The organism is Microbacterium sp. NPDC056569, from assembly GCF_042793475.1.
Classification (GTDB): Bacteria; Actinomycetota; Actinomycetes; order Actinomycetales; family Microbacteriaceae; genus Microbacterium.
In genome coordinates, this window is sequence record NZ_JBHTUV010000002.1 from 94,811 (window position 1) to 112,167 (window position 17,357).

Annotated in this window: 14 protein-coding genes; 4 read left to right on the plus strand and 10 right to left on the minus strand. The window is 70.0% G+C overall.

All coding sequences use genetic code 11. The features are described 5' to 3' along the window. The first annotated feature begins 93 nt into the window (after positions 1-93). Positions 94-1,869, plus strand: a complete 1,776-nt coding sequence (locus ACFQ7C_RS02845; RefSeq protein ID WP_378897634.1) for a bifunctional metallophosphatase/5'-nucleotidase — start codon at positions 94-96, stop codon at positions 1,867-1,869. 54 nt (positions 1,870-1,923) lie between these two features. On the opposite strand, the gene ACFQ7C_RS02850 is transcribed toward ACFQ7C_RS02845, so the two are convergent. From ACFQ7C_RS02850 to ACFQ7C_RS02860, 3 genes are read right to left on the minus strand one after another with little or no spacing between them, the layout of a single operon-like run. Continuing rightward, positions 1,924-3,564, minus strand: a complete 1,641-nt coding sequence (locus ACFQ7C_RS02850) for a DNA repair helicase XPB (protein WP_378897637.1) — start codon at positions 3,562-3,564, stop codon at positions 1,924-1,926. A 45-nt stretch (positions 3,565-3,609) separates the two neighbouring features. Then, positions 3,610-5,337 (minus strand): helicase-associated domain-containing protein, encoded by a 1,728-nt coding sequence (locus tag ACFQ7C_RS02855; RefSeq protein WP_378897640.1) that lies wholly within the window; start codon positions 5,335-5,337, stop codon positions 3,610-3,612. Between the two features lie 5 nt (positions 5,338-5,342). Further along, positions 5,343-5,606, minus strand: coding sequence for a multidrug ABC transporter ATPase (locus ACFQ7C_RS02860; RefSeq protein WP_378897643.1), 264 nt, complete (start codon positions 5,604-5,606; stop codon positions 5,343-5,345). 196 nt (positions 5,607-5,802) lie between these two features. Between ACFQ7C_RS02860 and ACFQ7C_RS02865 the strand changes: the two genes are divergently transcribed. Together ACFQ7C_RS02865 and ACFQ7C_RS02870 are read left to right on the plus strand one after the other, a co-directional pair. Continuing rightward, a complete protein-coding gene (locus ACFQ7C_RS02865) occupies positions 5,803-6,186 on the plus strand; it encodes a cold shock domain-containing protein (RefSeq protein WP_308869876.1) in 384 nt (127 codons plus the stop codon). Then, a complete protein-coding gene (locus tag ACFQ7C_RS02870) occupies positions 6,170-7,060 on the plus strand; it encodes a DUF3027 domain-containing protein (RefSeq protein WP_378897646.1) in 891 nt (296 codons plus the stop codon). The genes ACFQ7C_RS02865 and ACFQ7C_RS02870 overlap by 17 nt, the downstream gene beginning before the upstream one ends. A 72-nt stretch (positions 7,061-7,132) precedes the next feature. Here the strand turns inward: ACFQ7C_RS02870 and ACFQ7C_RS02875 are convergent, their stop codons facing one another. The 6 genes from ACFQ7C_RS02875 to ACFQ7C_RS02900 all read right to left on the minus strand — a co-directional run bounded on the left by ACFQ7C_RS02875 (position 7,133) and on the right by ACFQ7C_RS02900 (position 15,039). Continuing rightward, positions 7,133-9,472, minus strand: coding sequence for a glycoside hydrolase family 3 N-terminal domain-containing protein (locus ACFQ7C_RS02875; RefSeq protein WP_378897649.1), 2,340 nt, complete (start codon positions 9,470-9,472; stop codon positions 7,133-7,135). Next, entirely contained in the window at positions 9,469-10,521 is a 1,053-nt protein-coding gene (locus tag ACFQ7C_RS02880; RefSeq protein ID WP_378897652.1) for an ABC transporter permease, read from the minus strand. The genes ACFQ7C_RS02875 and ACFQ7C_RS02880 overlap by 4 nt, the downstream gene beginning before the upstream one ends. Positions 10,522-10,523: 2 nt before the next feature. Next, positions 10,524-11,603 (minus strand): ABC transporter permease, encoded by a 1,080-nt coding sequence (locus ACFQ7C_RS02885; protein WP_378897655.1) that lies wholly within the window; start codon positions 11,601-11,603, stop codon positions 10,524-10,526. Next, positions 11,600-12,409, minus strand: coding sequence for an ABC transporter ATP-binding protein (locus tag ACFQ7C_RS02890; protein ID WP_378897658.1), 810 nt, complete (start codon positions 12,407-12,409; stop codon positions 11,600-11,602). The genes ACFQ7C_RS02885 and ACFQ7C_RS02890 overlap by 4 nt, the downstream gene beginning before the upstream one ends. Continuing rightward, the gene (locus ACFQ7C_RS02895) at positions 12,406-13,230 is read right to left on the minus strand and encodes an ABC transporter ATP-binding protein (RefSeq protein ID WP_378897661.1); all 825 of its coding nucleotides are present in this window, start codon (positions 13,228-13,230) and stop codon (positions 12,406-12,408) included. The genes ACFQ7C_RS02890 and ACFQ7C_RS02895 overlap by 4 nt, the downstream gene beginning before the upstream one ends. 159 nt (positions 13,231-13,389) lie before the next feature. Further along, positions 13,390-15,039, minus strand: coding sequence for an ABC transporter substrate-binding protein (locus ACFQ7C_RS02900; RefSeq protein WP_378897664.1), 1,650 nt, complete (start codon positions 15,037-15,039; stop codon positions 13,390-13,392). Between the two features lie 201 nt (positions 15,040-15,240). Between ACFQ7C_RS02900 and ACFQ7C_RS02905 the strand changes: the two genes are divergently transcribed. Then, positions 15,241-15,915, plus strand: a complete 675-nt coding sequence (locus ACFQ7C_RS02905) for a TetR/AcrR family transcriptional regulator (protein ID WP_378897667.1) — start codon at positions 15,241-15,243, stop codon at positions 15,913-15,915. Here ACFQ7C_RS02905 and serC read toward each other — a convergent pair. Next, entirely contained in the window at positions 15,891-17,006 is a 1,116-nt protein-coding gene (serC, locus tag ACFQ7C_RS02910; RefSeq protein WP_378897670.1) for a phosphoserine transaminase, read from the minus strand. The two genes, ACFQ7C_RS02905 and serC, sit on opposite strands and share 25 nt — an antisense overlap. Positions 17,007-17,357 lie beyond the last annotated feature (351 nt).

A 17,357-nucleotide genomic window follows, 5' to 3' on the forward strand; every position in this document is an offset into this window, starting at 1 on the left:
GGCGGGCTGTATTAGGTTTCTCGTGATCGCGCCCACGAGGACGCGTGCATCTCGGTGGGCAGAGCCGCCCGCCAGAAGAAACGGGAGGGTTCTGTGCACACGCGCAAGACATCGACGGTCCGGCTTGCGGGAGGCGCGGTCATCGCAGCTGCCGCTGTCGCGCTGGCCCTGGTCGCACCGGGAGCCGCTTCGGCGGCACCGCCGAAGGGGCCGAACGGTGGCGGCAACACGCCCAACGGCCCGACGATCGACATCCAGCTGCTGTCGTTCAACGACTTCCACGGCAACCTCATGCCCCCGACGGGGTCGAGCGGCGCCATCACCCTGCCCGGCCCGACGGCGACCGTCGCGGGCGGGGTCGAGTACCTCGCGACCCACCTCGCCCAGGCACGTGAGGGGCATCCGTATTCGCTCACGGTCGCGGCAGGCGACCTTATCGGTGCGACTCCGCTGCTGTCGGGCGCGTTCCACGACGAGCCGTCGATCCTCGCGATGAATGCCCTCAAGCTCGATGTCTCCGCCGTCGGCAACCATGAGTTCGACGAGGGTTACCTGGAGCTGCAGCGCATGGCGAACGGCGGCTGCATCGACGACGGCGACGGTGCGCTCAACCAGAACTCCTGCCCGGACGGTCAGGTGTTCCCCGGCGCGAACTTCGACTACCTCGCGGCGAACGTCGTGTACGAGGGCACGAGCGAGACGATCCTCCCCGCCTACGCGATCAAGAACATCAAGGGCGCCAAGATCGGCTTCATCGGCATGACGCTCGAAGGGACTCCCGACATCGTCACCGCGGCCGGCGTCGAGGGCCTGGAGTTCAAGGACGAGGTGGAGACCGCCAACGCGCTCGTGCCGGTGCTGAAGGCCCAGGGCGTCAACGCGATCGTCGTGCTGCTCCACGAGGGGGGCACGCCCGTCGGCTCGGGGGTGTACAACGCGGCCTGCGGCAATGGCGCGCAGCTCGATGCGGGAAGCCCGATCATCCCGATCGCGCAGCAGCTCGACCCCGCGATCGACATGATCGTCTCGGGGCACACGCACGCGCCGTATGTGTGCAACATCCCCGACCCGAATGGTCAGCCGCGCATGGTGACCTCCGCGTCGTCGTTCGGCCGTCTCTACACCGAGACGAACCTCACGTACGACCGGCGCACCTCCGACATCGTGCGCACGTCCGTCACGAGCGCCAACATGGTCGTGACGCGCGATGTGCCGAAGGACCCGGCGGAGACCGCGCTCATCGAGAAGTACACGACCCTCGTCGCTCCGATCGCCAACCAGGTCATCGGCTCGGTGTCCGGCACGATCACGCGCACGCAGAACCCCGGCGGAGAATCGGCGCTCGGAGATCTGATCGCCGATGCGCAGCTGGCCGACCCGAGTGTGGTGGGGCCGTTCGCCACACCGCAGCTGGCACTGATGAATCCGGGCGGCATCCGCGCAGACCTCGTTCCGAACGCGGCAGGCGAGGTCACCTTCGGTGCGGCGTTCTCCGTGCAGCCGTTCAACAACTACCTGGTCTCGCTGGATCTCACAGGCCTGCAGATCAAGGCGCTGCTGAACGAGCAGTGGAGCGGTGCGAACGCCGTCGCGAAGAAGATCCTCCAGGTGAGCGACGGGTTCGCCTACACGCACACGGGTACCGCGCTCGGGACGGTCACGCTCAACGGTGTCCCGCTGGACGACACGACGGTGTACCGCGTCGTGACGAACAACTTCCTCGCCGGCGGCGGGGACGGGTTCGGCACGTTCAGGAACGCGCAGAACGTGTACTACGGCGGGCTCGACATCGACGCGTTCGCCGCGTACCTCGGCGCCAACAGCCCCTACACGCCGGGGCCGTTGGACCGCATCACCCTGGTGCCGTAACCGCGCACACGCGGAAGGCCCGGCGCTTCGGCGCCGGGCCTTCTCGCGTGCGCGTCAGGCCGCGAGTGAGTGCGCGTCGAGGATCGTGTACGCGTAGCCCTGCTCGGCGAGGAACCGCTGGCGGTTCTGCGCGAAGTCCTGGTCGACGGTGTCGCGCGCGATGAGCGTGTAGAAGCTCGCGGTGTGGTTCGACTGCTTGGGTCGCAGCAGGCGTCCGAGCCGCTGCGCCTCCTCCTGGCGCGAGCCGAACGATCCCGACACCTGGATGGCGACGGATGCCTCGGGCAGGTCGATCGAGAAGTTCGCGACCTTCGACACGACGAGCACCGAGATCTCACCGACGCGGAACGCCTGATACAGCTCCTCGCGCTCGTCGATCGGCGTCTGACCGGTGATCTTGGGCGCGTCGAGAGCCTCGGCGAGCACGTCGATCTGATCGAGGTACTGACCGATGATCAGGATGCGCTCGCCCTCGTGCCGCTCCACGAGCTGGCGCACCACGCCGATCTTGGCCGGCGCGGTAGCCGCGAGGCGGTAGCGCTCGTCGTCCGCGGCCGCGGCGTACTCGAGGCGGTCGCCGGCCGGAAGGTCGACGCGCACCTCGTAGCAGACGGCGGGCGAGATGAAGCCCTGGGCCTCGATCTCCTTCCACGGTGCGTCGAACCGCTTGGGGCCGATGAGGCTGAACACGTCGCCCTCGCGACCGTCTTCGCGGACGAGCGTCGCGGTCAGGCCGAGCCGGCGCCGGGCCTGCAGATCGGCGGTCAGCTTGAAGACGGGCGCCGGCAGCAGGTGCACCTCGTCGTACACGATGAGGCCCCAGTCGAGCGCGTCCAGCAGCGCCAGGTGCGCGTACTGCCCCTTCCGCTTCGCGGTGAGGATCTGGTAGGTCGCGATGGTGACCGGCTTGATCTCCTTGGTCTGCCCGGAGTACTCACCGATCTCCTCGGCCGTGAGCGACGTGCGCTTGAGGAGCTCGTCGCGCCACTGGCGGGCGCTGACGGTGTTGGTCACCAGGATCAGCGTCGTCGTCTTGGTGTCGGCCATCGCCGCCGCGCCGACGAGCGTCTTTCCCGCACCACAGGGGAGCACCACCACACCCGACCCGCCCTGCGTGAAGATGTCGACGGCCTGCCGCTGATACGGGCGCAGGTGCCAGCCGTCCTCCGCGAGATCGATCGGGTGGGGAGTGCCCGGCGTGTAGCCGGCGAGATCCTCGGCGGGCCAGCCGATCTTGAGCAGCTCCTGCTTGATCTGGCCGCGTGCCCACGCGTCGATGACGTACGAGTCGGGGGAGGGATGCCCGATCAGCAGCGGCTGGATGCGCTTGTTCTTCGACACCTCGGCGAGGACCGCAGCATCCGTCGATCGCAGGATCAGCTCGCCGTCGTCATTCCGCTCGATGACGAGGCGGCCGTAGCGGCCCACGGTCTCGGCGATGTCGATCGACACGGACGGCGGCACGGGGAAGCGGGACCAGCGATCGAGGGTCGCCAGCATGTCCTCGGCGTCGTGGCCGGCGGCGCGCGCGTTCCAAAGTCCGAGCCGCGTGATGCGGTACGTGTGGATGTGCTCGGGCGCGCGCTCGAGCTCGGCGAAGATCGCGAGCTCGTGCCGCGCGCTCTCGGCCTCGGGGTGCGCGACCTCGAGGAGAACGGTGCGGTCGCTCTGGACGATGAGGGGGCCGTCAGCCATAACGGACCAGTCTACCGGCGCGGAGGGCGGGCGGATGCTGCGCACTCACGCCGCGCGGACGCTCACGATGCTCGACACCGGCAGGGTGCGCTCGATGTCGGCGGCGCGGTCGCGCCCGCGCAGGCGTCCGCCGCCGAGACCGGCGGCCTCGAGGGTGAACGAGCGCTCCGCGCCGTCGGGCATGCGCACGACCACGACGATCTCGGCGCGGGCGCGCACCGCCTGCTCGAGCTCCCGCTCGAGCCAGCCGGACTCGCCGTCGGTGCCGTGCCCGCCGCGGAGGGTGCCGATGAGGCGGGCGTAGGCCTCGTGCGGGGTCCCCGCCGGTGCGGACGCCGTCGCCGCGGTGCGGCGATGGATCGACTCGGGGGCGCCGCGGGAATCGAGGGCGACGACCGGGTAGCGCGCGTCCGCGAGGGTCCAGTACACGGCGTCGCGAGCCACGCGCGACGAGAGGGCGTCGTCGCCCTCGAGCACCAGCAGTCCCAGCGGGCGCAGCGCCTGGTCGACCGTGATGGCCTGGAGGAGCGCGTCGTCGGGACTCTCCACGCGCGTGCGGCCCGTGGTCTCGTCGGCACGAACGCGCACCAGTCCGTGCCGGGTGGCCGTGCTCTCGATGAGGTACGCGAGGGGCTGAGGAATACCCGTGAGAGACAGACCGGCGAGGAACTCGCGCATCGACTCGGCCGTCTCGCCCTCGGTCATGCCGGCGCCGATCGACTCGGCGGTGAAGCGGTATGTCGATGCCTGCGCGCGCGACTCCCGCACGGCGATGGAGCGCAGGCGCAGGTCGAGGGCGGGCGCGAGCGGGCCCGGCGCGATGGCGGTGAGGTCGGCCTGCAGATAGACCTTGTCGATCTCGGCGGGGAGGTACGGCGCCATGGTCGCGGCATCCGCTCGTCCGCCCGCCCGCAGGGCGGCCGTCCACGGGAACTCGGCAGGAGAGTGGTCGGGTGCGAGCAGCCCCCAGCGCACGCCGATGCGGTGCAGTCGCTCGGCTCGAGCGGGCCACTCGGGCTCGAGCGGATACATCCCCGGCCACGAAGCCGGGGGCACGAAGCCGCCGGACGGAGTGCGGAGGCCGTCGGGAAGACTCGCCCGGAAGCCCGCGGCGATGGCCTCCCAGCGCTCGGGCGTCGGCGTCTCGAGCCAGCGCTCGCCCGCTTCGGTCACCGCCCACTCCCGCTCGTGCGGGGTCGCGAGCCCGGCGCCCGCCGCCGAGGCCAGCAGGTCCTCGAGGTCGTCGGCGAACTCGATGGCTCCGGCATCCATCAGCCGGCGTCGGTCCACGGCGCTCACCGGCCCCGCGCCCGTGCGGGCGAGCGGCGTGTGCGAGCACAGCACGAGGACGTCGGCGAGGGACCCCGCGGTCGTGAACGCGCGCTCGGCCGCGGCCGCCGCGTTGCGGGGCTCGGCGGGAGCGGGTTCGACGGGCGGCGGCGGCGCCGCGAAGGCGTCCGGCGCGGCAGCGGCGGCGGCCGCGACCCGCTCGGCCACGGGGCCGTATGACGTGCCGTCCGCCGCGACGAGGGCCAGCCGTGCGGGCTCGCCGCCTGCGGCGCCGTCACCCGCCGCCAGAGCGCGGAGGTCGTGCCGGTCGAGGCGTGTCAGAGCCCGGTCGATCGACGCCGGATCGAGCAGGCCTTCGGCGGCGTCGAAGAAGTCGTGCCACGGGGCCTGCGGCGAGACCCCGCGAGCCGCGAGCGTCCGGGCGAGCGCGGCGTCACCGAGTTCGGCGAGCCGCGTCGCGAGGGCGCGCGCGTCGGAGACCAACCGGGTCAGCCCCCTCGATTCGCCCGGGCCCTCCGCACGAAGCTCATGATGAGGACCGCGAGCAGGAGCCCGAACGCGATGATGGGGGCGATGTACACCAGCACGCCGACGATGGGCCAGATGCCGGTGCTCATGTCGGCGCCGGCGGCCGACGCGATCATGATCGCGAAGAAGCTCACGATCGAGAGCACGAGCAGGCCCAGCGACATGAAAGCCAGGATGCGGTCGATGCGGCGGACAGGGACGTCGCCGGAAGGGTTCGTGCTCATCCGCACCAGCCTACTCGCTGGCGTCCGCGCCGCGGTCCGACGGCGGGCGACCGGGATCGCGGATGACGGATGCCTCGCAGAGGGGTCGCGACGGATGCCGAGCCATTAGGCTGGGAGGCGGGGTTGGAAGACCCCGCTTTTGTCATGCTCTGTTTCGCCCGCGACGCGTCGCGGGCGCCGATCCAGCGAGGTTTCGATGCCCACCGGCAAGGTCAGGTTCTACGACGAGGAGAAGGGGTTCGGCTTCATCACCTCCGAAGACGGCCAGGACGTCTTCCTGCACGCCACTGCCCTTCCGCCCGGCACGCCCGCGCCGAAGGCGGGCACGCGCCTGGAGTACGGCATCGCCGACGGCAAGCGAGGCCCGCAGGCGCTGTCGGTGCGTGTGCTCGAGGCCCCCGTGAGCCTGGCCAAGCGCTCTCGCAAGCCCGCCGACGACATGGCGATCATCATCGAGGACCTCGTGAAGCTCCTGGACGGCATCGGCGGAGACCTCCGTCACGGCCGCTACCCGAGCGGCGCGCACGGCAAGAAGGTCGCCGCGGTCTTGCGCAAGGTCGCTGATGAGCTCGACGCCTGATCAGACCGACCCCGTGATCGACGTCGTGCTCGATGCCGACGCCGATTCGGAGAGCTCGGACGCCGCGGAGACCGCCGAGATCGTCGAGGTCGTCGAGGTCGTCGGTGCCGTCGATGCCGTCGAGGTCGTGCCCGTCGACCCCGACCCGCAGCTGCTGGTCGCGCACGACCTGGCGCTCGCAGCGCTCCGCGAGATCACGCCGGAGGCGACGATCGGTGAGCCCGCGGGCTACCGCGTCGAGGCCGACGGCGTCGTCTCGCTGCGGTTCGCGAACCGACTCGCGGGCTACCCGGGCTGGTTCTGGACCGTGAGCCTCGCGCGCGTGGAGGACGCCGAACCCACCGTGCTCGAGGTCGAGCTGCTGCCCGGCGACGGCGCGCTGCTCGCCCCGGACTGGGTGCCGTGGGCCGTGCGCCTCGCCGACTATCACGCCGCGCAGGCCGCGCTGGCGGAGGCGGCTCACGCGGACGACCCCGAGGACGACGAGCACGAGGATCTCGAGGACGTCGACGACCTCGACGCCTCCGACTTCGATGAGGACGGCTCGCCGATCCTCCACGCCGGCGACGTCGACGGTGTCGACATCGACGAGCTCGCCGACGCGGCGCACGACGACGAAGACGACTCGGACGATGACTCCGAGGACGACGACTCCGAGGGCGATGACGCCGACGACGAGGACTCCGACGAGGACGACGAGGACGACGACGACTTCGATGACGAGTCGGACGAAGACGACTCGGATGAGGACGACTTCGACTCGGAGGATGACGACTCGGAGGACGACGACGAGGGCTTCGACCAGGACCTCGACGACGACGAGTCCGACGGCGAATGGTCCGACGACGACGACGAGGACTCCGAGCGGTCCTGACATCCCGGTATGACGAAAGGGTGGGTTCCCGCCGCCCGCAGCGCGGCGGGAACCCACCCTTTCGCGTTCCCGTCAGCGCCGCTCGGGCGCGTCGCCGGCGGGGGACGTCGACCGCGTCGCATCGGCGACGTGGAACCGCGCGCCGAGCAGCACCTCGTCGCGCGATGACGGGCCGACGAGCAGCTCGAACTCGCCGGCTTCGACGAGGCGGCGGCCCGCAGCATCCACGATCGTGCACTCCGCGACGGGAAGCGACAGCTCGACCGTCGCCGTCTCGCCCGGCTGCAGGTCGACATGTCGGTAGGCCTTGAGCTCCTTGTCGGCCCAGCTGACCGACGTCACGCTGTCACGGACGTAGACCTGCACGATCTCGTGCGCAGGCCGGTCGCCCGTGTTGCGCAGGTCCACGAGCGCCCGGACGGTGTCGGCGCGACCCAGGTCCGCCTCGACGATGCGCAGACCCGAGTACTCGACCGTCGTGTACGACAGGCCCTCGCCGAACGCGAACGCGGGGCTCTGCGTGAGGTCGGCGTAGCGGTCGCCATGCTGGCCGCGGATCTGGTTGTAGTAGATCGGCAGCTGGCCGGCGTGCCGGGCGAACGAGAGCGGCAGACGACCGCTCGGCTCGACCAGCCCGAGCAGCAGCTCGGCGACGGCCTGGCCCCCGCGCATGCCGGGGTTCGCCGCCCACACCAGGGCCGCAGCATCCGTCACCGTCTTGGGGAGCACGTGCGGCTTCGAGGCCAGCAGCACCACCACGAGCGGTGTGTCGGTCGCCGCCAGCGCCTCGAGCAGCGCGAGCTGCCCGCCGACGAGCTCGAGGGTCGCCGTCGAGCGGCCCTCGCCGACGAGTTCGATGCGGTCGCCGACGACGGCGACGACGTAGTCCGCCTTTTCGGCCACGCTCACCGCCTCCGCGATGAGGTCCGCGTCGGGTGCGCTCGGCACGACCACCTGCGGCCGGGGCTGCCCGTCGGGGAAGAACGCGCCCTCGGGGTCCTCTTCGAGGGTGAGGATGTCGGCGCCGCGGGCGTGCGTGATCTCCCAATCGGCAGGCGCGTGAGCGCGCACGCCGTCGAGCACGGTCGTGATCATCTCGCGCGGGTGCCCGTCGGGGATCCAGTCGACCTGACCGGACGAGCCCGCCCAGTCGCCGAGCTGCGTCTGCGCGTCGTCCGCAAGCGGACCGACCACCGCGATGCGACGGGAACCGGATGCTGCGGCCACCGCCCGTCCGGAGGCGTCGGCGGTGAGCCCCCCGGCGAGCGGGAGCGTGCCGTCGTTGCGCAGCAGCACCAGCGAGCGGCGCGCGACCTCGAGGTTGAGCGCCGTGTGGTCTGCGGAGCCGACGGCCGTGGCGATGCGCTCGCGGTCGGGGAGGCGGGGATCCTCGAAGAGGCCGAACTCGAACTTCAGCAGCAGGATGCGCGCCACGGCGCGATCGAGTGCCTCCTCGGTCATGAGCCCCTGCGCGAGAGCGTCCTGGGCGCCCTGGAAGAACCCGGGCGTCGTCATGATCATGTCGTTGCCCGCGAGCACGGCAGCCGCCGCGGCGTGGGCATAGTCGGGCTGCACCTTCTGCTCCCAGACCATGCGTCCGACGTTGTCCCAATCGGTGATGAGGGTGCCGGTGTAGCCCCACTCCCCACGCAGCACGTCGTTCAGCAGCCAGTCGTTGACCGTGATCGGCACGCCGTCGGTGGTCTGGTAGCCGAGCATGAAGGTGCGGCATCCTTCCTTCGCCACCCGCTCGAACGGGGGCAGGAACCACGAGCGGAGCTTGCGGCGCGAGATGTCGGCCTCGCTGGCGTCGCGCCCGCCCTGCGTCTCGGAGTACCCGGCGAAGTGCTTCGCGGTCGCCAGGATCGCGGTGGGGTCGTCGAGGCCGCCGCCCTGATAGCCGCGCACCATCGCCGAGGCGAGCTCGCCGATGAGGAAGGGGTCTTCGCCGAAGGTCTCGTCGACGCGGCCCCAGCGGAGGTCCCGTGTGATGCAGAGCACCGGCGAGAAGGTCCAGTGGATGCCGGTGGCCGAGACCTCGACGGCCGTCGCGCGCGCGACGCGCTCGGCGAGACCGGCATCCCACGTCGCGGCCACGCCGAGCTGCGTCGGGTAGATCGTGGCACCCTCCCAGAAGGAGTGGCCGTGGATGCAGTCCTCGCCGACGAGCAGCGGGATCTGCAGCCGGGTGCGCAGCGTCAGCTCGCGAGCACGGAGCACCTTCTCGGGCGACGCGTGCAGGATCGAGCCGGCGTGCATGCGCGTGACCTGGTCGTCGAGGTCGTCACGCGCGTCGAGCTGCAGCATCTGGCCGATCTTCTCCTCGACCGTCATGCGACCGAGGAGGTCGGCGATGCGGTCCGCGACCGGGAGCGAGACGTCGAGGTAGTCCGGAATGGTCGCGGTGGTCACGCGTTCTCCTCGGTCTTCATGTCGGTGCGCACGACGGTGACGGTGTCGTTCACGTTCATGCCCTTCTTCTTCATGGCACGGGCGCGCTCACCGGCGGACCGCAGGCGCGGGTTGACGTACTCGTCGATGCCGAAGTTGATCAGCGAGAGAGCCACGCCGATCGCGGCGATGCACAGGCCCGGGGGCAGGAACCACCACCACTGGCCCTGGCGGAACGCGCCCTGCGCGCTCGCCCAATTGAGGATCGTGCCCCAGTTGTAGGTCGTCACCGGGATGATGCCGATGTACGACAGGGTCGTGAGGCCGATGATCGCGGCCGTCACCGTGCCCACGAAGCTCGCGGCGATCAGCGCCATGAGGTTCGGAAGCATCTCGACGGCGATGATCCGCCGCAGGGGTTCGCCGTTCGCCCGCGCGGCCTGCACGAAGTCCCGGCTGCGCAGCGACATCGTCTGGGCGCGCAGCACGCGCGCGCCCCACGCCCAGCCGATGAGGCCCAGCACCGCCGCGATGAGGATGAGAGGCGGATCCTCGAACATCGACGCCACGATGATGATCAGCGGGATGCCCGGAATCACGAGGAAGACGTTCGTGAGCGCCGACAGGCCCTCGCTGCGCCAGCCGCGCAGGTAGCCCGACAGCACCCCGACGACGATCGCGATGACCGTGGCGATGATCGCCGCCAGGAAGCCCACCACGATGACGCCGCGTGTGCCGTGGATGACCTGGCTCAGCACGTCCTCGCCGATGTGCGTCGTGCCCAGCCAGTGCTCCGCCGACGGCGGCTGGAAGCGCGCCGTGTTGTCGACCTTCGTGGGGGAGTACGGGGCCAGCACGTCCGCGAAGATCGCGACGAGCACGAAGAACCCGAGGATCGACAGGCCCGCGATCGACTTCCTGTTGCGGAACATCGCGAACGCGGTGCCCAGCTTCGACCAGAAGGTCGGCTTCTTGGGCGCCGTGCCCGCGGACGCGGCGCTGCGGACGGTGGCGGTCGCCGGCGTGTTCGCCGGACGCTGCGCCGTCGAGTCGTTGACGATCGTGTTCATGCTCAGGCCTCCGTCTGGCGCGTGCGCGGGTCGAGGAATGCGTAGGCGACATCGGCGAGGAGGTTCGCCAGGAGCACCGAGATCGTGATCACGAGGAACACCCCCTGCATGAGGGCGTAGTCCTTCGCGTTGGTGGCGTCGAGCAGGAGCTTGCCGACGCCGGGGTAGCTGAACACCACCTCCATCACGATCGTGCCGCCGACGATGAAGCCGAGCGCGAGCGCGAAGCTCTGGATCTGGGGGAGCACGGCGTTGCGCGCGGCGTAGCGCCAGAGCACCCGGTCGTTCGGCATGCCCTTGGCCTGCGCGACGGTGACGTAGTCCTCGTCGAGCACCGTGAGCATCATGTTGCGCATGCCCAGCATCCAGCCGCCGAGCGAGGCGATGACGATCGTCGCCGCGGGGAGGAAGCCGTGGTGGACCACGTCGCCGATGAACTCCCACGACCACTCCGGCGCCACGCCGACGCCGTAGGCCTTGCCGATCGGGAACCACCCGAGGGCGACGGAGAACACCGAGATCGCCAGAAGACCCAGCCAGAAGTAGGGGATGGTGCTGAAGAACGTGGTGATCGGGATGAGGACGTCGAGCCGGCTGCCCCGGCGCCAGCCGACGATCGCGCCGCCGATGGTGCCGACCGCGAACGCGATGAGTGTCGCGAACCCGACGAGGCCGACGGTCCAGATCAAGGACTGTCCGACCACCTCCGTCACCGGCCGCATGCCGTGAAGGAGCGAGATGCCGAGGTCGCCGCGCAGGAGGTGCGCCCAGTAGTCGACGTACTGCTGCCAGAGCGAGGCGTCGGTGTCGAGTCCGAGCAGAGCGCGCAGCGCCTCGGCCGCCTCTGGCGTGACGTTGCGGTTGCGGGCGAGGTAGGCGGTCACCGCATCGCCCTTCATCAGGCGCGGCAGGAAGAAGTTGATCGTGATGGCCGCCCACAGCGTGAACAGGTAGAACAGGGCGCGGTTGCCGAGGAACCGCCACGGGATACGCGCGCGGCCCTTGACGGCGCCTGTCGCGGTCGTGCCCGCCTCGATCGCGTCGAAGTCCGGGGCGGGCAGCTGGGGGGCGACGGCGCTCACTTCTCACCTCCGAGGATGCCGGCTGCGTGTGCGAAGTAGGCGTCGGGGTCGGGGGACGCCGCGCGCAGCTCTTGGGTATAGGGGTTCTGGGGGTTCAGGATCACGTCGTCGGAGGGGCCCCGCTCGACGACGCGCCCCTGGTTGAGCACGAGGATCTCGTCGCTGAAATGGCGGGCGGTGGCCAGGTCGTGCGTGATGTACAGCACGCCCAGACCGTGTTCGCGCTGGAGGTCGGCGAGCAGGTTGAGCACTCCGAGACGTATCGACACGTCGAGCATCGAGACCGGTTCGTCGGCGACGAGCAGCTTCGGGCGGGACGCGAGGGCACGGGCGATCGCGACGCGCTGGCGCTGGCCGCCTGAGAGCTCGTGCGGCCGGCGGTCGATGACGGCGTCGGCATCGAGCCGGACGCGGCCGAGGAGACGGCGGACCTCGTCATCGAGCTGGTCTTTCGGCACGACCTTGTCGAGCTGGAGCGGCCGCTGGATGGCGTAGCGGATGGTGTGGTACGGGTTCAGCGACGCGAACGGATCCTGGAAGACCATGCGCAGCTGCTGGCGGTACCTGCGCAGGCCCTTGCCGCGACGGGGGATCGGCTCCCCGTCGAGGCGCACCTCGCCGCTCGTGGGCGACTCGAGCTGTGTGAGGATCTTGGCGATCGTCGACTTGCCGCTGCCGGACTGGCCGACCAGGCCGATCGTCTGGCCCGACCGGAGCGTGAAGCTCACGTCGTCGAGGGCCTTCATCTGGCCGGCGCCGCGCACGGAGTACACCTTGGTGACGGCGTCGAATTCGAGGACGGTCATCGGTGGACCACCCCTCTCTCTCCGGTGAGTCTGGGGAACGAGGCCAGAAGGGTACGCGTGTACTCGTCCTGCGGATCCGTCCAGACGCGCTCGGCGGTGTCGAGCTCGACGATCTCGCCCTCGCGCATGATCGCGATGCGGTCGCTGATCTCGAGCAGGAGCGGAAGGTCGTGGGTGATGAAGATGACCGAGAAGCCGAACTCGTGGCGCAGGTGCGAGATCTGACGGAGGATCTCCCGCTGCACGAGCACGTCGAGCGCGGTCGTCGGCTCATCCATCACCATGAGCTGCGGGCGCAGCGCGAGTGCCATGGCGATCATGACGCGCTGGCGCATGCCGCCCGACAGCTCGTGCGGGTACGAGCGGTAGCGCTGCGCGCCGACCTTGACGATCTCGAGGAGCTCGATGACCTCGGCGCGGCGATCTGAGCGGGTGAGACTCGGGCGGTGGACCTCGAAGACGTCGTCGAGCTGGGACCCGATGGTCGCGACCGGGTTCAGCGAGTTCATCGCGCCCTGGAACACCATCGAGATCTTGTCCCAGCGGAAGCGGCGCATCGCTTCGGCGTCGAGGCTGTTGATGTCGACGTCCTGGCCGCTCACGTCGTGGAAGACGACGGATCCGGTCGTGATGACCGCCGGGGGTTTGAGCAGGCGCTGGACGCCGTAGGCGAGCGTCGTCTTGCCGCATCCGCTCTCGCCGGCGAGCCCGAGGATCTCACCGCGCTGGAGTTCGAGGGTGACGTTCTTGACCGCTTTCACAGGGGGATCGACGTCGTAGACGACCGAGAAGTCGTGGACGGAGAGCAGCGGATCTCTCATCGGTGTGCTGGTTCGCTTTCGTGAGGGGTGACGTGCGGGCGGGGGGGGGGGGGGGGGCGCCCCCCCCCCCCCGGGGGGGGGTGGGGGGGGGGGGGCGTGGTGGGGGTAGGGAGCCCCCCCCGCGGGGGGGGGGGCCCCCCCCCCCCCCGCCGCGGTGTGTCATTCGGCGGGCTGCAGCTTGGTCAGGATCTGCACGACCGCCGGCTGCGTCGGGTCCGCCGAAGCGTACTGGTCGTCTTCCGACGGCCATCCGACGTAGTTGCGGGTGTTGAACTCGCCCAGGAGCGGGTGCGCACCCAGCGGGATGACGGGGACGTTCTCGACGAACGCCTTCTCGATCACCGCGAGGGCGGCGTCACGGTCGGCGTCGGACGACGCGTTCGCGTAGGTGTTCAGCGCCTCGGTGACGGCGGGGTCGTCGAAGCGTCCGAAGTTGAAGGCCGCCTTGCCGTCGACGATCCACTTCGGGTCCATCGCGGAGGTGTACAGGCCGTAGGCGTTGCCGGTGTCCTCGAGCCAGTGGATGATCGCCTGGAAGGTGCCCTCCTGGCGTGCGGCGTCCCAGCCGCCCCAGTCCGGCTGGTCGACCTTGACCTCGATGCCGAGGCCCTCCTTGAGCTCTTCGGCCAGGAGCGCCTGCTCGGTGTTCCAGTCGCTCCAGCCCGCGGGGACGGAGATCGAGAACGTCACGGGCTCACCGTCGGGGTCGACGAGGCTCTCGCCGCTCCAGGTGTAGCCGGCGTCGGTGAGGATCTGACGGGCCTTGTCGACGTCGACCTCGTAGTTCTGGCCGGCGTACTCGGGCACGATCTCGTCCTCGAGCAGCGCGCCGAGACCGGTGACGCTCCAGATCGCCTCGCTCGCGCCCTCGCGGGCGATGTCGACGTAGGCCTGACGGTCGATCGTCCAGGCGAGCGCCTGACGGAGGGCCGGGTCGTTGAACGGCTTGGTCTGCAGGTTCATGAACAGCGTGCCGGCGCCCGCGGTGGGCGAGGCGAGGAAGACGTTGTCGGGGTCGGCCGACAGGTAGCTGTCCTCGATCTGCGGGATGAACGCCTGCGCCCAGTCGGCCTCGCCGGTGGCGAGGGCGGTCGTGAGGGCGGCGTTGTCGCCGTACGAGACGTAGTGCAGCTCGGGCACGGCCAGCTCGCCGCCCCAGTAGTCGGGGTTCGCGGCCAGGGTGACCGACTCGGTCGTCCACGAGTCGAGCACGTACGGACCGGTGCCGACGGCCTGGCCCTCGCCGGTGAGCGGGTCGGTGTTCGGGTCCTCGATGTCCTTCCAGATGTGCTCGGGCACGATCTGGAAGTGGAGCACGCGCGCCTGCTGGGTGTACTTCGAGCTGTTGAAGTCGATGGTGACGGTGTCGCCGTCGACGGCGACGCTCTTGAGGTCGAGCGCGTTGGTGTCGTTGAGCTTGCCGTCGAGCACCTGGTCGAACGAGAACGCGATGTCGTCGGCGGTGAAGTCCTCGCCGTCACTCCACTTCACGCCGCTGCGCGCGACGGCGGTGAGCTGCGTGTAGTCGTCGTTCCAGTCCACGGACTCCGCGAGCCAGGGGGTGGTTCCGAGGTCGCCGGTCGGGTTGACGAGGGCGAGCGACTCGAAGATGACCTTGCCGTAGGCGTACTTCGAGGCCGACGAGTCGCCCAGATACGGGTTGTTCGACTCGGTGGTGATCGCGCCGTCGGGCTTGGCGATGGTGAGCGCCGCTCCGTCGGAGTCGGCATCGCCGCTGCCGCCGGCGCAGCCGGTGAGTACCAGTGCCGCGGCGACTCCGACGGCGGCGAAGGATGTTCTGAGCCTCATTGCTTCTCCTAGATGTGTGCACGACATCGTGTCTCCCGGGGGGATGACGACGGCGTCAGGGTGATTGCCGGAACAACTTACAATCAAGTAAGTAACTTTTGCAAGTATGGTGTTTCGGTGCGCACGTACCGGCCGTGCGTAGACTCACAGGCGCCGGTGAAGACGTATCCGAGACGCCGTTGAAGAAGGGGGCGCCGACCGATGACAGCACAGCGTCGGCAGCCGCGCTCGCGGCCCGAGACGATCGCGCGCAGGCGCGACATCCTCGACGCCGCGGTCGAGATCTTCGGCAGCAAGGGATTCGCCGGGGGCACGCTCCAGGAGATCGCCGACCAGGTCGGCATGACCCACGCCGGGATCCTCCATCACTTCGGCTCGAAGGATCAGCTGCTGCTCGAAGTGCTGCAGCACCGCGACGAGACCGACGTCGCCGACCTCGAGGAGCAGCACATCCCCGACGGGATGCCGCTCTTCCGCCACCTCGTGCGGACCGCGTTCGTCAACGCGCACCGCGCGGGCATCGTCCAGGCGTACGTCGTGCTGTCGGCCGAGTCCGTGACAGACGACCACCCGGGCCGGGACTTCTTCGAGAAGCGCTACCAGACGCTGCGGTCGGAGGTCGCCCACGCCTTCGAGGTCGTGTGCGCGGAGCGTGGCATCACGGCGCCCGAGACCGTCGGCTACGCGTCCACGAGCATCCTCGCCGTCATGGACGGTCTGCAGGTGCAGTGGCTGCTCGACCCCACCGCGGTCGACCTCGCGCGCGCGTCCGAGTTCGCCATCGAGGCGATCGTGTCGGCCGTGCTGTCGCCGACCCCGTCACCGCTCGCGGACGGGGCCGACGAGAAGGCTCAGCCCAGCCGCTCGACCGTGTAGTCGATGCAGCGGATCAGCTGACGCACGTCTTCGGGGTCGATCGACACGAACGTCGCGACGCGCAGCTGGTTGCGTCCGAGCTTGCGGTACGGCTCGGTGTCGACGATCCCGTTGGAGCGGAGGCTCTTCGCCACGGCCGCAGCATCCACCGACGCGTCGAAGTCGATCGTGACGACCACGGGGGAGCGGTCGGCCGCGTCGGCGACGAACGGGGTCGCGAACGCGGACGCCTCGGCCCAGTCGTACAGCGCCTGCGACGACTCGCGCGTGCGCGCGTCGGCCCACTGCAGGCCGCCGGAGGAGAGGATCCAGTCGAGCTGCTTGTCGAGCAGGAACAGCGTCGCCAGCGCCGGCGTGTTGAGGGTCTGGTTGAGGCGTGAGTTGTCGAGCGCGTTCTTGAGGCTCAGGAACTCGGGGATGTAGCGACCCGACGCTGCGATGCGCTCGATGCGCTCGATCGCGGCGGGAGACACGAGGGCGAACCACAGTCCGCCGTCCGAGCCGAGGTTCTTCTGCGGCGCGAAGTAGTAGACGTCGGCCTCGTGCACCGAGAAGTCGATGCCGCCCGCGGCGCTCGTCGCGTCGATGACGGTCAGGGCGCCGTCATCGCCGTGCACACGCGTGACCGGGGTCGAGACACCGGTCGAGGTCTCGTTGTGCGGCCACGCGTACACGTCGACGCCCTCGACGGTCTCGGCCACGGTCCGGGTGCCCGGCTCGGCCTTGCGGACGTCGGGGGCATCGAGCCACGGCGTCTTCGCCGCGGCGGCGAACTTCCCGCCGAACTCGCCGAACACGAGGTTCTGGCTGCGCTTCTCGATCAGGCCGAAGGCCGCAGCATCCCAGAACGCCGTCGACCCTCCGTTGCCGAGGATGACCTCGTAGCCGTGCGGCAGACGGAACAGCTGGCCGAGCTCCGCACGCACCTGGCCGACGAGGTCCTTGACGGGGGCCTGGCGGTGCGAGGTGCCCAGCAGTGCCGATCCGGGGCCGGCGAGCGCCTCGATGTGCGCGGGCGCGATCTTCGACGGGCCGCAGCCGAACCGTCCGTCGGCGGGCAGGATCTCACGGGGCAGGAGGACGTGGGCCATGCGTCGATTCTAGAGACGCGCGCGCCGCGGCCCCGCCCGCGTGACACGTCGTGACGCCCGGGCTTGCGTGTGGGGGCAGCATCCGTCCTGTCTTCGACAGGTCAACCGGGCTTGCGCAGGATGCGATCCGGGGATCGGCTCATGCAGAGCCCCGGTTGACCTGTCGAGCCCGGTGAGCCGCGGTAGTCGGGGGTGAGGGTGGGCGGCTGCTGGCGCTGTCGCCGATGCTGAGGCTGGGCGCCGAGTGCGGGGCATCCGTCCTCTTCGACAGGTCAACCGGGCTTGCGCAGGGTGCGATCCGGGGATCGGCTCATGTAGAACCCCGGTTGACCTGTCGAGCCCGGTGAGCCG

What these genes read in the sequence shown, in the direction of transcription:
- ACFQ7C_RS02870 (WP_378897646.1), top strand. Translation starts at nt 6,170, where the DNA reads ATGAGCTCGACGCCTGATCAGACCGACCCCGTGATCGACGTCGTGCTC.
- ACFQ7C_RS02880 (WP_378897652.1), bottom strand. Translation starts at nt 10,521, where the DNA reads ATGAACACGATCGTCAACGACTCGACGGCGCAGCGTCCGGCGAACACG.
- ACFQ7C_RS02850 (WP_378897637.1), bottom strand. Translation starts at nt 3,564, where the DNA reads ATGGCTGACGGCCCCCTCATCGTCCAGAGCGACCGCACCGTTCTCCTC.
- ACFQ7C_RS02890 (WP_378897658.1), bottom strand. Translation starts at nt 12,409, where the DNA reads ATGACCGTCCTCGAATTCGACGCCGTCACCAAGGTGTACTCCGTGCGC.
- ACFQ7C_RS02905 (WP_378897667.1), top strand. Translation starts at nt 15,241, where the DNA reads ATGACAGCACAGCGTCGGCAGCCGCGCTCGCGGCCCGAGACGATCGCG.
- ACFQ7C_RS02895 (WP_378897661.1), bottom strand. Translation starts at nt 13,230, where the DNA reads ATGAGAGATCCGCTGCTCTCCGTCCACGACTTCTCGGTCGTCTACGAC.
- serC (WP_378897670.1), bottom strand. Translation starts at nt 17,006, where the DNA reads ATGGCCCACGTCCTCCTGCCCCGTGAGATCCTGCCCGCCGACGGACGG.
- ACFQ7C_RS02860 (WP_378897643.1), bottom strand. Translation starts at nt 5,606, where the DNA reads ATGAGCACGAACCCTTCCGGCGACGTCCCTGTCCGCCGCATCGACCGC.
- ACFQ7C_RS02900 (WP_378897664.1), bottom strand. Translation starts at nt 15,039, where the DNA reads ATGAGGCTCAGAACATCCTTCGCCGCCGTCGGAGTCGCCGCGGCACTG.
- ACFQ7C_RS02865 (WP_308869876.1), top strand. Translation starts at nt 5,803, where the DNA reads ATGCCCACCGGCAAGGTCAGGTTCTACGACGAGGAGAAGGGGTTCGGC.